The 13587-nt window shown below is 43.9% G+C and carries 12 protein-coding genes; 9 read left to right on the plus strand and 3 right to left on the minus strand.

The window, feature by feature from the left end; translation table 11 throughout:
- Positions 1-647 precede the first annotated feature (647 nt).
- The 6 genes from DSL64_RS04510 to DSL64_RS04535 all read left to right on the plus strand — a co-directional run bounded on the left by DSL64_RS04510 (position 648) and on the right by DSL64_RS04535 (position 7818).
- Entirely contained in the window at positions 648-1853 is a 1206-nt protein-coding gene (locus DSL64_RS04510) for an inositol-3-phosphate synthase (RefSeq protein ID WP_115829452.1), read from the plus strand.
- Between the two features lie 440 nt (positions 1854-2293).
- A complete protein-coding gene (locus DSL64_RS04515; protein WP_115829453.1) occupies positions 2294-3268 on the plus strand; it encodes a ribonucleotide-diphosphate reductase subunit beta in 975 nt (324 codons plus the stop codon).
- 52 nt (positions 3269-3320) lie between these two features.
- A complete protein-coding gene (locus DSL64_RS04520) occupies positions 3321-5018 on the plus strand; it encodes a ribonucleoside-diphosphate reductase subunit alpha (RefSeq protein ID WP_229216953.1) in 1698 nt (565 codons plus the stop codon).
- Between the two features lie 167 nt (positions 5019-5185).
- Positions 5186-5704 (plus strand): molybdopterin-dependent oxidoreductase, encoded by a 519-nt coding sequence (locus DSL64_RS04525; protein WP_115829454.1) that lies wholly within the window; start codon positions 5186-5188, stop codon positions 5702-5704.
- A gap of 154 nt (positions 5705-5858) precedes the next feature.
- On the plus strand, positions 5859-6779 hold the full coding sequence (locus tag DSL64_RS04530) for a ThuA domain-containing protein (protein ID WP_115829455.1): 921 nt from the start codon (positions 5859-5861) through the stop codon (positions 6777-6779).
- Positions 6780-6900: 121 nt separating this feature from the next.
- A complete protein-coding gene (locus DSL64_RS04535) occupies positions 6901-7818 on the plus strand; it encodes a sugar phosphate isomerase/epimerase family protein (protein WP_115829456.1) in 918 nt (305 codons plus the stop codon).
- A gap of 49 nt (positions 7819-7867) precedes the next feature.
- Here the strand turns inward: DSL64_RS04535 and DSL64_RS04540 are convergent, their stop codons facing one another.
- From DSL64_RS04540 to DSL64_RS04550, 3 genes are all read right to left on the minus strand, one after another.
- A complete protein-coding gene (locus DSL64_RS04540; protein ID WP_115829457.1) occupies positions 7868-8248 on the minus strand; it encodes a hypothetical protein in 381 nt (126 codons plus the stop codon).
- A 95-nt stretch (positions 8249-8343) separates the two neighbouring features.
- The gene (locus tag DSL64_RS04545) at positions 8344-8727 is read right to left on the minus strand and encodes a hypothetical protein (RefSeq protein WP_147300333.1); all 384 of its coding nucleotides are present in this window, start codon (positions 8725-8727) and stop codon (positions 8344-8346) included.
- Positions 8728-8911: 184 nt separating this feature from the next.
- Positions 8912-9307: a hypothetical protein gene (locus DSL64_RS04550; RefSeq protein WP_115829459.1), complete on the minus strand. Its 396-nt coding sequence runs from the start codon at positions 9305-9307 to the stop codon at positions 8912-8914.
- 294 nt (positions 9308-9601) lie between these two features.
- On the opposite strand from DSL64_RS04550, the gene DSL64_RS04555 reads away from it, so the two are divergent.
- The 3 genes from DSL64_RS04555 (at position 9602) to DSL64_RS04565 (ending at position 13556) form a co-directional block, all read left to right on the plus strand.
- Positions 9602-10969 carry a 3-keto-disaccharide hydrolase gene (locus DSL64_RS04555; RefSeq protein ID WP_115829460.1) on the plus strand — a complete coding sequence of 456 codons (1368 nt, stop codon included), beginning with the start codon at positions 9602-9604 and terminating at the stop codon, positions 10967-10969.
- Positions 10970-11057: 88 nt separating this feature from the next.
- Positions 11058-12398 carry a Gfo/Idh/MocA family protein gene (locus DSL64_RS04560; protein ID WP_115829461.1) on the plus strand — a complete coding sequence of 447 codons (1341 nt, stop codon included), beginning with the start codon at positions 11058-11060 and terminating at the stop codon, positions 12396-12398.
- Positions 12399-12518: 120 nt separating this feature from the next.
- Positions 12519-13556: a DUF6807 domain-containing protein gene (locus DSL64_RS04565; protein ID WP_115829589.1), complete on the plus strand. Its 1038-nt coding sequence runs from the start codon at positions 12519-12521 to the stop codon at positions 13554-13556.
- Positions 13557-13587: the final 31 nt, after the last annotated feature.

Raw genomic sequence — 13587 nt, forward strand, 5'->3', positions numbered from 1 at the left:
CATCCGGGAGTAAGACCAAATTTGGATGGGCAGGTGCCCGTTTCAGTTATGAATCTCAGATATTTTAGAAAAATTCTGAGAAAATCTATGAAATAACCTTAGTGATAAGCAGACGCCCAAACCCTGAAAGATCACCTACTTGTAACCGGCAGAAAAATGAAAATTTATTTTGACTCGTTTGTTCTAACTGCAAAGTAATCTGGAAGTTATGATATTTTTTAATGCTATTTTAATTTGCTAAGTGTCTGGTTTTCAGGAAGTGTAAGTGAGTTTACTAATCGGGTACTTATTGTTTTAGTACAATCCAATTTTATTGTAAAAAAGTACAGTTTTTTTTGAGAAAAATTTTTCGAAATTAAGGCATCGTCAGTGGGAAAAGGACTGTAAGGATGCGATTTCTACCTTCTGCACAGGGGACCAATATTCCTGTCGGCCTCCCGATTTTGCTAATCTTTCATTTAGTTTTTTGGTATGTATTTATTGGATTTTTAGATGATTAATAGGCTGAAATTAGTTAATGCAAACGTTTGCATTAATTTTGTCGTTCAGTTTTCAAGGAAGGAGAGACAGACCCGAAATCAGGCCTGAATCCTGGTGAAAGTTGCAACTTCCGATGAAATCAGTACACCAATTAATTAATTTAGTCCATGTCAGATAAAGTGAAAAAAATTAAGGTTGCCATTGTGGGGGTAGGGAACTGCGCCAGCTCATTGGTTCAGGGCGTAGAGTATTATACAACGCATTCAGAACAGTCATCCGGACTGATGGCCGATCAGATCGGAGGTTACAAAGCCGAGCATATAGAATTTGTTTGTGGCTTTGATGTTGATGAAAGAAAAATAGGTCTGCCGCTCAGTGAAGCGATCTGGGCAAAACCCAACTGCACGATTGCACTATACACACACATCACATCGCAGGCGCCGGTATACCGCTCGCCTGTCATTGACGGTGTTTCTCCTCAGATGTCGGCTTATCCGGCAGAGAACCGGTTTGTTGTTAAGGACGAACTGACTGCCACTGATCTGTTAGCCAACCAAGCCGAATATGACCCGGAGCTGGTAGCTTCGCTCCGGGAGGAGATCATCGCGCAATTACAGCACCATCAGGCTGAAGTGCTGATCAATTACCTGCCGGTAGGCTCACAGCTAGCAACAGAATTTTATGCAGAGATCTGCCTGGAACTGGGAATATCTTTGGTGAACTGTATTCCGGTATTTATTGCCTCGGACGAAAAGTGGGAGCAGCGTTTTGTGGATGCGGGTATTCCGATCATCGGAGATGATATGCGCAGCCAGTTTGGTGCGAGTATTGTCTCGCAAATGCTTCAGGAGTTGGCGTTTGAACGTGGTCACCATGTTAAAGCGCATATTCAGCGTAATGTGGGTGGTAACACCGACTTTCTGAATATGGAAGATAAAAACAGGCTGAAGTCCAAGAAAATATCCAAAGAAAACGTGATCCGTGCCCAGAATGACATCAGAGGCGTTTCATCAGAGAATAGCTTTCTGCACGCGGGGCCTTCTGAGTACATTGCCTACTATGGCGACAACAAGGTAGCCAATTTCCGTCTGGAGCTGGAAGGTTTCATGGGAGCGCCCGTAATTCTGGATGCGCAGTTGTCGGTGCAGGACTCGCCCAACTCGGCAGGTGTGGTGATTGATGCGATACGGTATGTCTATGTGGCGCGTGAGCTCGGTCTTGTGGGTGCCTTGCGTGGACCATCAGCTTCCACGCAGAAGACGCCCCCGCAGCAAATGATGTTCAGTGATGCCCTCTACGAATGCCACGCCCTGGCACGCCGGGAGCTTACCGCAACGACAAGAAAACAGGTAAGAAAAATGGAAATGATTTAACCCCTCCGCTAGGATTTTATAAATTTTTCAAACTGCACGGATTTCCGTTAATCCGCAGAAGCATCAGGAGATATTCTGAGCATTCTGCGGATTTTTATTTGGTGAAATAATAGCCTTAAGTCATAGAGTGTTATGATCAAATAAAAATTTTATGTTTTTTGATGTAGAAAAAAAGTTAACAAATTTTTCCGTTTAAGTATTTGATAATTAGCTATTTCTAATTTTTGTAGAATAAAAAAGTTTACAAATTATTAATATAATTTGTAGTTTTGTCTCAGCGAAACAAACAGGAAAAGAGAAGAATTGAATCGAAAATTGGTACTGTGCTGGATGTGAGGATTTAAGGTTCACCCAATGTATTTGCTGGCGTCATGGCGATCGCGAGGCGTCCATTTTAACTCGAATTATATCATTAAAGTTTACACATACCGCCATAAAAAATGAGCATCTTTGATAAACGTCTGCAATACAAGCCCTTCGAATACCCTGAAATTTTACAATTTACCGAAGCGATCAATAAAGCTTACTGGGTTCACTCCGAAGTTGACTTTACTGCCGATACGCAGGACTTTCACTCGCATCTGAGCCATGCGGAAAGAAATGCGGTGAAGAACAGTCTTTTGGCGATTGCTCAGATTGAGGTAGCTGTAAAATCATTCTGGGGTAATCTGTTTCATCACTTGCCAAAGCCGGAATTCAACGGTTTGGGAGCTACATTTGCTGAATGTGAGTTCCGTCACTCAGAAGCTTATTCACGCCTTCTGGAAGTATTGGGTTATACCAATCAGTTTGAGTCGTTGGTTGAGATTCCTGTGATCCGCGAGCGTATCGACTATTTGACAGAGGCCTTGGGTAATGCCAAGTCTACAGATAGAAAAGAGTATGCATTCTCTCTGATTTTGTTTTCGATCCTGATTGAAAACGTAAGTTTGTTCAGCCAGTTTGCTATTATCCTTTCGTTTACCCGTTTCAAAGGGTTGATGAAAAACGTGAGCAATATCATCGCCTGGACTTCCGTAGACGAACAAATCCACGCCAATGCAGGGATTTACCTGGTGAACAAAATTCAGGAAGAATTCCCTGAAATGTTCGATGAGGCGACAGTGGCTGAAATCATCAGACTTGTCCGCTCTTCCATTGATGTAGAAACACGTATCGTGGACTGGATTTTCAGCGAAGGAGAGATCGACAGTATCAGTAAGGAAGATCTGATCAACTTCATGAAATACCGTGCCGATGACAGTCTGCAGAAGATCGGCTTACCGCGTCAGTTTAATCTGGCACTTTCAGATATTAAGTTGTTGCAATGGTTTGAGGAAGAGGTGTTTGCTAACAGCCTTGACGATTTCTTCGCTAAACGTCCGGTAGATTATACCAAACACGACAAGAGTATTTCAGCATTCGATCTGTTCTGATCGGGCTACAGTCATATTTTATTACACAAGAATTTAAAAACAGAACAAGCTAATGAATAGTCCCGAACTTGATTTGTTGGATGGCGTAACGGCACGCTATGAAATGGAAAAGCTTTGGTGGAAAAACACCGAAAGCGAGCAGGTATTGAACAGAGGTTATTTGCTGAAAGGAGAGACTGTAGAAGGAGCGATTGAGCGCGTATGTGCTGCTGCAGCCAGACGTCTTTACCGTCCGGAATTGAAAGAGGCGTTTCAGGAAATGGTAGAGCGCGGCTGGATGAGCCTTAGCTCACCGATCTGGGCAAATATGGGAACCGAGCGTGGTTTACCTATTTCATGCTTTAATGTTCACGTGCCTGACAACATCGAAGGGATTACCCATAAGTTGGGCGAAGTAATCATGCAGACTAAAATCGGTGGTGGTACTTCTGCTTACTTTGGTGCGTTGCGCGGAAGAGGAAGTGCTGTGACTGATAACGGGAAGAGCAGCGGTGCGGTAAGTTTCATGCGTCTTTTTGATACGGCGATGGATACGATCTCTCAGGGGGGGGTACGCCGTGGTGCATTTGCTGCCTACATGGACATCGACCACGAGGATATAGAAGAATTCCTGCAAATCAAAGACATTGGTCACCCGATCCAGAATCTGTTCTCGGGCGTGTGTGTGCCTGATTACTGGATGCAGGAAATGATCGATGGAGACATGGAGAAGCGCGAGTTGTGGGCAAAAATCCTGCAAAGCCGTCAGCAAAAAGGATTGCCGTATATCTTCTTCTCTGATAATGTCAATGTCAATAAACCACAGGTTTACAAAGATAAAAATCTGAGAATCAATGCAAGTAATCTTTGCTCTGAGATTATGTTGCCTTCAGCTGAGGACGAGTCGTTTATTTGCTGCTTGTCATCAATGAACCTTGAACTGTACGACGAATGGAAAGATACCGATGCTGTGCGCCTGGCGATATTCTTTTTGGATGCGGTTCTTCAGGAGTTCATCGAAAAAACAGAAGGTAACCACTTCCTGGCCAATGCCAACCGTTTTGCAAAACGCCACCGTGCGCTGGGTCTTGGTGTATTGGGATGGCATTCCTATCTGCAACGCAACATGATCCCGTTTGAAGGGTTGCAGGCCAAGCAGTTGACTGTCAAGATATTCCAGGAAATTCAGGCAAAGTCTGAGAAGGCAACGCAGGAACTTGCTTTGATCTACGGCGAGCCTGAGCTTTTGAAGGGATATGGCCGTCGTAATACCACTTTGCTGGCTATTGCTCCTACGACATCTTCTTCCGCCATTTTGGGGCAAACTTCTCCGGGAATTGAGCCATTCAGCAGCAACTATTACAAGGCTGGACTTGCGAAAGGAAACTTCATGCGCAAGAACAAATACCTGAAGGAATTGCTGGAACAAAAAGGAATTGACAACGAGGAAACATGGCGTACCATCATGTTGAACCACGGTAGTGTTCAGCATCTGGAAGCGTTGACTCAGGATGAAAAAGATGTGTTCAAGACGTTCAAGGAAATCAGTCAGCTTGAAATTATTCAGCAGGCTTCTATCCGTCAGAAATATGTGGACCAGTCGCAAAGTCTGAACCTGAACATACCTTCCAACCTTCCGGTGAAAGAGGTAAACAAACTATTGATTGAAGCATGGAAACTGGGTGTGAAAACACTTTATTACCAACGCAGTCAGAGTGTTTCCAAGGAGCTGGTAACCAGTTTGGTAAGTTGCCAATCCTGCGAATCATAAGGATATATATATTTTAGTGTGCTGATCAGGCTGCTCTTTTTCGGAAGGGCAGCCTGATTTGCTTTGAAGCAGATGTTGCAACTTGAAAAATAAACCGTCCTGCGCGACACTTCCTGAGTAGCCAGTCTTTATATTTGCGATATAACCTTTAATACATATCGAACATCATGAACAGTTGTGCTACATCCGTATTCAATAAAATAAATGCTGTCCAATTCATCCTGTTTTTTCTGTTAATCGCAAATGCGGCTTTTGCCCAAAATGCTGCGTTGTCTGTTAGCGGTGAGGTAACAACCCCTTTGGAGCTGAAAATGGAGGATCTGTCTGCATTTAAGCAAATCACCAAAAAAGTAAAGGACCGGGACGGAAAAGAGCATGAGTTTGGCGGCGTGGCGCTGGCAGAAATTTTGGCAAAAGCGGGGGTGACGCTCGGTGCTCAGTTGCGGGGAGAAAATCTGGTGAAATATGTACTGCTCACGGCCGCAGACGGCTATGAAGTAATATATGCTCTGGCGGAGATTGATCCGGAGTTTACAGATCAGGTGGTGCTGCTGGCAACACATAAGGACGGTAAGCCTTTGCCAACCGGGGAAGGACCCCTGCGTATCGTTGCCGCAAAAGATAAAAAGCCGGCCCGATGGATTCGCGAAGTGCGTGCGGTGAAAGTGCTGTTCGCAAAGAATTGAAAGAAGGAAGTCAATAACTGAGAATTCTTTGGATAAAGACATGACGAGTATTTGTGATATTGCCAGAAGTAAAGCATCTTTGCTAATAGATCTTCTTTGTAACATTCATAGACTTTCTGGTAAAAAATCCATAATCTAATCTCAATTCTCGCTGATGAAAAAATCATTTTTCGTTCTTGGTATTCTCTTTCTGTTAACTGTCATTTCGACAAGTGCTCAAAAGCCGCTGAAGATCATGATTCTGGATGGAGAGTCCAATCCGTATCACCGCATAGATATCGGCACGCAAATCCTGAAAAAGTTGCTGGAAGAATACAAAGGCTTTCAGGTAGAGATCGTTTCTGCTCCTGGCAAGGATGGTGATTTTAGTGGTTTTATGCCGAAGTTTAAAGACTATCAGGCTGTAGTACTCAACTATGACGTTCCTACAGAACGCTGGCCGGACCCTTTGAAGAAATCATTCGAACAATATATGTCTGATGGCGGAGGACTTGTGATTATACATGCTGCCAACAATTCATTCCCGGGATGGGTAGAATTCAATAAGATGATCGGAGTTGGCGGATGGCGCGACAGAAATGAAAAAAGCGGTCCGTATTGGTATTACAAAGATGGAAAACTGGTAGAAGACAAGAAGCCGGGAAGTGCCGGAAGTCACGGAGCAAGACTGCCTTTTGCGATGAATGTGGTCAATGCCAATCATCCGATTACAAAAGGTTTACCACCCGTTTGGATGCATCACAATGACGAGTTGTATGCCAATCTACGCGGTCCGGGCGAAAACATGACCGTTTTGGCAACCTCCCGTTCTCTGAAAGAAAACCATGGGACAGGTTATGACGAGCCGCAACTGATGGTGCTGACTTACGGAAAAGGCCGCATTTTCCACCAGACAGCCGGTCATGATCCGGTAGGGATGAGTTCAGTAGATTTCGGAACGCTATTGCTAAGAGGAACCGAATGGGCAGCAACCGGAAAGGTTACTCAAAAAGTACCAGCCAATTTCCCTACTGCAAATACGGTAACCTACCGTGCGGATATCGCGGAGATGAATCCGGCACCGGTGAAGAAGTGATTTGGAGTCTTGAACAAAGCATTACAAAATTATTAGAATTGATGAGCCCCCACTCTGGGGGCTTTCTCTATTTTATTCGTCTTGTAATCAGTATAATATTCCTTTCCTTAATCTATTAATTATGAATAATACGGACACAATAAATCGCAGATCATTTCTGCAGACACTCTCGCTCGCCGCAGGCGCTCTGGCAACTACTTCAGCCTTTGCCGGAGAGTTGTTTAAAAAGGGTAATTTCAATATTGGTTATTCCTCTATTACATGGGGAGGAAAGGATTTACAGGCCATTGAGGATCTGTCTTCTCTGGGATATAAGGGTATTCAGCTAAGAGCCAATACTTTCGCACCTTACCGTACCAAAGTATCGGAATTGAAAGATGCGTTGGTAAAAAACGATCTTAAACTGGCGATGTTTTCCAGTGGAAATGTAGAGGTGGATCCTGCAAAGTTTCAAAGTACCGTCGATACACATGTGGCGCATGCAAGTTTTGTGAAAGCGCTGGGTGGCAGCGCGTTGCAGGTTACGAATAGTCTTCGCAAAAACGGCCAGGCACCCACGACGGCTGAACTGAAAAAACTAGCCGAAGTGATGAATGAGATTGGGAAACAAACGGCTGATCTCGGTGTACAGACCGTTTACCACAACCACATGAACCAATGGGGCGAAACGCCTGAGGAGGTAGACACGATAGTGCAGGCACTAAATCCAAAACATGTAAAGCTATTATTAGACATAGCGCACTACAAACAGGGTGGTGGAGAGCCGCATGAAGCTGTCCTCAAATACAAAGACATATTGCATACATTACACCTGAAGGATACCAAACCTGTTGAATCAAAAAGCGGCTATAAATTCGTAGAGCTTGGGCAGGGTCGTGTGGATGTACCGGCTGTGTTTGCGGCACTCAATAAAGTGAAATTCAAAGGCTGGGCAGTAGTGGAGCTGGATGGTGTTCCTGACCCGGACAAATCGCCTCTCATCTGTGCAGAAATTAATAAAAAATACCTCACCGAGACTTTGAAGTATCCATTGAGTTGATCAGTATAATTTAAAATGACGCCTGGAAATTCACGAACTTCAGGCGTCATTATTGTCCAGGCATCCTGAACTCTGCTTTACATTTACCATCCTTAATATACGGGGTATTGGGAACTATGCGGTAGCAGGCCTGAATCTTTTCCCCTATTTCATTGTATCGCCGGTATAGTTTTTCCAACTCTGCAAATTTTCTGTCAAGTTTCGAAGTGTTCACATCTTTGACATTGTAGATATAAGTAGGTCCGCAGCCATGGCCGGACATTATATCTCTTATTCGGCAGTCATCGACAAAAGTAACGCAGTTACGTGGGCGAATCATTTCTTGTATTTCGGTTCTTACTGTTTCGATAGAAGCCAACAGGTCAGCTTCGGTTTCCGGCTTTTTACATGCGGAAAAAATGATCAGTGCTAAGAGCAGGAAGTAGCGCATGATGTCAAGCTAGTAAAGGTGGATTTGCTGAAAGTCTATGATTTTTTTCGATTGACTTAACCGTGTCCGCTTATTGTATTGGGAATTGAGCCGGATCAGAATCCTCTGCCTTTCAATCCAGCCACACATTTACAATCTTTGACGTACAGACTGTCGAGAATATAATAATCGCAAACAGGTCCGATTGGATTGTCGATAGCGTATTCTCTTTGCAATCTTTTCAACTCCGAAAACTTAGAAGCGAGTTTAAGGGAGTCAACGTCCTTGCTATTATATACATAGACGAGTGGGCATCCACTCGGTTCAAAAATCACTTTAAGTCGGCAGTCTCCGGCGTTTGCAGCACAGCTTTTAGCCGCAACCATATTTTCTAGATCGGATTTGATCGTATTAATAGAAGCAAGCAGCTTTTCTCCGCTGATAGAATTCCTACATGCCAACATGGAGATTAAAAAGAAGAGTAGAAGTACGCGTGTCATATGGGCGTTGGCTATAATGGTGGATGATTAAATCTTTTTATATCCTGCCACACATTTAATAGTCCATGTCTTCATAACTGGTGAGGTTCGACCTGATGTAACAGTTACATCATGACATTCACATAAGCTAATTGGTTGTAACCATATTATATTTTTTGTGATTTTACTTTCTGGTCTGTATGATTTACCTATCTTTTTTAACCGCGCCTTGACACTTACAATCTTTAACGAAAAGGCTGTCAGGATTTATCCGATCGCACATAGGCCCCATCGGATTTTGTATCATGTAGCTTTCTTCCCATTTTCTCAGCTCAGCAAATTTGGCATCCAGCTCTATCGGATCTACATCTTTTATGTTATAAATGAAATATGGACTACACCCATCACCTTCCGACACCCATCTGCCCCTGCAGTCGGCTGGATCGGTAGCACAACTTCTCGGTTTGGTCAACTCTGCAATCTCGGCTTCAATTTTGGCAATTACTTTGTCTATTCTTTCCCGGGCCTGAATTGCTCTTTCTTCTTTGCTTTTGCACGAAACGAATAGTATAGCGACTAAGAGGGGGAGAATACGAACCATGTTGTAGACGTTTTGATGAGGGTTGAGTAAGGCTATACAGTTATTCCGTGACTGGAACCTATGTATCCGATAGTAAAGAAAGTGAAACTTATCAGGATATGATAGAAAAAGTATGTTAAGAATAAGAGAATATACGATTATTCGTACTTAAACTTACATTTTGTTAATGATCAAATTCCGTACTTTGTAGGGGTACGGAAGCGTTATTTTCGTTTATACTTATGCAGAACGAGAATTTGCATTAATACCAGTAATTATATTATTTATCAATAACCCCGCTTGCTTTTTTTCAAAATGAAGAGATCAAAGATCTGCACCGCATTATTATTTGCTCTGCTTAGTGTATCAACTACGTATGCCCAGAAGTCGAAGGATGGATGGCAAAGTCTTTTCAATGGCAAAGACCTGACAGGCTGGAAGCAGCTGAATGGCAAAGCCACTTACGAAGTCAAAGATGGTGCAATTGTAGGTACCTCAGTGATGGATACCCCGAATTCATTTCTTACTACTGAAAAGGACTACGGCGATTTTATTTTTGAATGTGAACTGAAAGTAGATAATAAACTCAACTCAGGAATTCAGATCCGAAGCCTTTCCAAACCTGAATATATGAATGGCCGTGTTCATGGCTATCAGGTTGAGATTGACCCGAGTGACCGTGCTTATTCAGGGGGGATCTATGACGAAGCGCGCCGTGGCTGGTTGTATCCATTGGATATTAATCCTGAAGGAAAAAAGGCATTTAAAAAAGAGCAGTGGAACAAGTACCGTATTGAGGCTATTGGCAACACCATCCGTACTTTCGTGAATGATGTACCGGTAGCTTATCTGGTGGATGATGTTACGCCAAGCGGGTTTATCTGCCTGCAGGTGCACTCGATCGGTAAGGACCAAAGCAAAAACGGAACCCAGGTTGCTTGGAAAAATATCCGAATCAAAACCACCAACCTGAAGCCAAGTCCCGCTACCAATATCCGAATCGTGAACATGATCCCGAATTCGATCACGGATGCTGAGAAGAAAGAAGGCTGGAAGCAGCTTTACGATGGAAAATCAGTTGATCAGTGGAGAGCTTACGGCGGCACGGATTTCCCGTCCAAAAGATGGAGCTACAATGACGGAACGATTACCATCGCAAAATCAGATGGCTCTGAAACCGGAAATGACATTGTGACCAAACAATTATACGGCCCTGCATTCGAATTTCAATTTGAATTTAAGCTGACAGAAGGAGCCAACAGTGGTGTGAAATATTTTGTAGATCAGAAATTCAACTCTGGTGGTAAATCGGGTATCGGCTGCGAGTTTCAGGTACTGGACGATGCGGTACACCCGGATGCCAAAAAAGGTAAAGACGGCAACCGTACCATCGGATCTTTATATGACGTGATCACATCTCAGAAGCCGGCCAATGCGATCAAGAAGATCGGTGAATGGAATCAGGGGCGTATCGTGGTAAGCAAAGACGGAACTGTTCAGCACTTTTTAAATAATTACAAAGTGGTAGAGTATGTTCGCGGATCCCAGGCTTTTAAAGACCTGATAGCAGGATCTAAGTTTAAAGATTTTGACGGATTCGGAATGTCAGAAAAAGGAAACCTGCTTCTTCAGGACCACGGCGACAATGTATCGTTCCGCAGTCTTAAAATTAAGGAGCAGTAATCCGGTCTGAACGATTTTTATCGGTCTGAACGGGGGCAGGTAAATCCATTAATATTTAACCATTAAAAATTAATAATTAAAATATATCATGACAACCAGAAGGGATTTTATAAAAAATGCAGCATTGGCTTCTGCCGGGGTTGCTATCGGAACCAGCGCTTTCAGTGCATCCAGCTACCGTCGTATTTTGGGAGCAAATGATCGTGTACGTGTGGGAATTATCGGTTTTTCTGACCGTTTCCGCAGTTCACTGGCTCCTAGTTTTGCAGAGCATTCCAAGGAACTCAATTTCGAATTTATGGGTGTTTCTGACCTTTGGAACAGACGTCGGGACGAGGCAGAGAAATTCATCACTGATAAAGGATGGGCGGCAAGCCAGTTTGTTAAGGCACGCAACAATGAAGAATTGCTTGGCCGTAAGGATGTGGATGCAGTAATTATTAGTACTGCGGATTTCCAGCACGCACTACATTGCGCAGAGGCAGTAAAGTCCGGCAGAGATGTATATGTTGAAAAACCTTTTGCAGAGTCTTTGGAAGATGCAAGAGCTGTGATGAAAGCAGTGGACGCATCAAAGCAAATTGTACAAGTGGGATCGCAGCGCCGCAGTGCACCTAACTACCACGCTGCTTACGATTATATCAAATCAGGAAAATTCGGTGATATCACAACTGTGGAAATGACATGGAACGTGAACCAGCCGGGCCGTTGGAGAAGAAAAGAACTAGTTGAGCAGATCAGAGAACAGGATACTGACTGGACACGCTTTTTAATGAACCGTCCGAAAGTAGCCTGGAACCCACGTTTCTATCTTGAATACCGTTTGTTCTATCCGTATTCTTCAGGTATTCCTGGTCAGTGGATGGCGCACCAAATCGACACTGTTCACTGGTTCTCAGGCCTTGATGCACCACGTAACGTGGTTGCCAATGGTGGTGTATATACATGGAAAGATGGCCGTACCAATGCCGATACCTTCAGTGCAACGTTTGAATATGGTCCTGCTGATGACAAAACCAAAGGCTTCCAGGTTATCTATTCTTCACGTTTCAATAATGAAGCAGGTGGTGTGAAAGAATATTATTTCTCAAACGGAGGAATGATCAATCTGGATACGAACCAGATCACACCTGAAGGAGGACTGAAAGAAAAGGACGCAAAAGGAATGGGACTGAAAGCTAATCTGCTTACAGCTTCTACTTTGAAAGCTTCCGGAAAAATAGAGACTGACGCCAACACAGGTGGTGATCCGATGACATCGCTTCACATGCGCAACTGGATGGAATGTATCCGTAGCCGCAAAGAAACGAACGCTCCTGCACGGGTAGGTTTCAACCACTCGGTGGCAAATATCATGGCTACTCAGGCGCTTCACACAGGCAAGAGAGTGAGCTGGGATCCGAAGAAGAAAGACATCGTGCTGAGCTAGTCAGTACTGAGTTATAATTGAGCGCAGAGCCAATGCCATTTGCCTGAAGAAAGCATTGCATAGCTCTGCGCTTGTTTGTGGTAAGCTGTTATATCCTAAAATGATAATCTGGTGAATTTAATCAATACAAAAGTAGCTCTGGCAACCTTATCTCTTGCTGCCTTCACTGGTCTTGCTCAGGCGCAGAAAGTGGATCTGGTCAACAATGAAAAAGAGAAGAAAGTAGAAGTATCCGTGGATGGAAAACCTTTCACATCCTACTACTATCCGGGAGAAGATGTTTTGAAGAAAGCGGTTCTGTATCCTGTTATGACGGGGAAAGGTACAGTGATTACGCGCGGCTGGCCGCTTGATCCCCGTGCCAATGAGCGCGTAGACCATCCGCACCATGTGGGCATCTGGCTTAATTACGAAGATGTAAACGGGAACGATTACTGGAACAATTCCGATGCAGTCGATCACAAGAGGCGTGCTTACGGTACAATCAAACACACCGGTATTGCTTCTATTAAAAGCGGCAAAAACAAAGGTGAACTTGTCGTGACTGCCGACTGGGTAGATAAGGATGGAAAACTTACCTTGAAGGAAGTGACCACCTATACTTTCAGTGGTAAGGGCGACACACGTGTGATTGACCGCAGTACCAAACTTACTGCAGTAAATGGTGATGTCGCTATGCCTGATATCAAAGACGGGATGTATGCGATCCGTGTAGCCCGCGAGCTGGAGCTGCCATCCAACAAACCTGAAATTTTTACGGATGCGGCAGGTATCGCTACCAAAGTGCCTGTAATGAACAATGAAGGTATCACGGGTAATTACCGAAACAGCAACGGCATAGAAGGAGAGGAAGTGTGGGGAAAGCGCGCGATCTGGTGTAATCTGACAGGGAAGATCAAAGGGGAAGATATTTCAGTAGCGATCATCGATCATCCAAAGAACGTGGGTTATCCTGCTTACTGGCATGCAAGAGGTTACGGTCTTTTTGCCGTGAATCCTTTGGGACAAAAGCAGCTGAGCAATGGAAAAGATGTGCTTAATTTCAAGATCAAAAACGGGGAGTCTACCACATTCCGTTACAGAATGGTAGTCGCTTCTGAGCACCTGAAAGATGCAGCTTTGAACGCAATAGCTGCGGATTACGCAAAAGTGAAGTAAGCCAAAGACATAATTCGATTAGAAAGCCACG

The organism is Dyadobacter luteus (assembly GCF_003383615.1).
GTDB lineage: Bacteria > Bacteroidota > Bacteroidia > Cytophagales > Spirosomataceae > Dyadobacter > Dyadobacter luteus.

Coding starts and splice junctions, on each gene's coding strand:
- DSL64_RS04545 (WP_147300333.1), bottom strand. CDS start 8,727: ATGACACGCGTACTTCTACTCTTCTTTTTAATCTCCATGTTGGCATGT.
- DSL64_RS04520 (WP_229216953.1), top strand. CDS start 3,321: ATGAATAGTCCCGAACTTGATTTGTTGGATGGCGTAACGGCACGCTAT.
- DSL64_RS04535 (WP_115829456.1), top strand. CDS start 6,901: ATGAATAATACGGACACAATAAATCGCAGATCATTTCTGCAGACACTC.
- DSL64_RS04540 (WP_115829457.1), bottom strand. CDS start 8,248: ATGCGCTACTTCCTGCTCTTAGCACTGATCATTTTTTCCGCATGTAAA.
- DSL64_RS04550 (WP_115829459.1), bottom strand. CDS start 9,307: ATGGTTCGTATTCTCCCCCTCTTAGTCGCTATACTATTCGTTTCGTGC.
- DSL64_RS04515 (WP_115829453.1), top strand. CDS start 2,294: ATGAGCATCTTTGATAAACGTCTGCAATACAAGCCCTTCGAATACCCT.
- DSL64_RS04530 (WP_115829455.1), top strand. CDS start 5,859: ATGAAAAAATCATTTTTCGTTCTTGGTATTCTCTTTCTGTTAACTGTC.
- DSL64_RS04525 (WP_115829454.1), top strand. CDS start 5,186: ATGAACAGTTGTGCTACATCCGTATTCAATAAAATAAATGCTGTCCAA.
- DSL64_RS04555 (WP_115829460.1), top strand. CDS start 9,602: ATGAAGAGATCAAAGATCTGCACCGCATTATTATTTGCTCTGCTTAGT.
- DSL64_RS04510 (WP_115829452.1), top strand. CDS start 648: ATGTCAGATAAAGTGAAAAAAATTAAGGTTGCCATTGTGGGGGTAGGG.
- DSL64_RS04560 (WP_115829461.1), top strand. CDS start 11,058: ATGACAACCAGAAGGGATTTTATAAAAAATGCAGCATTGGCTTCTGCC.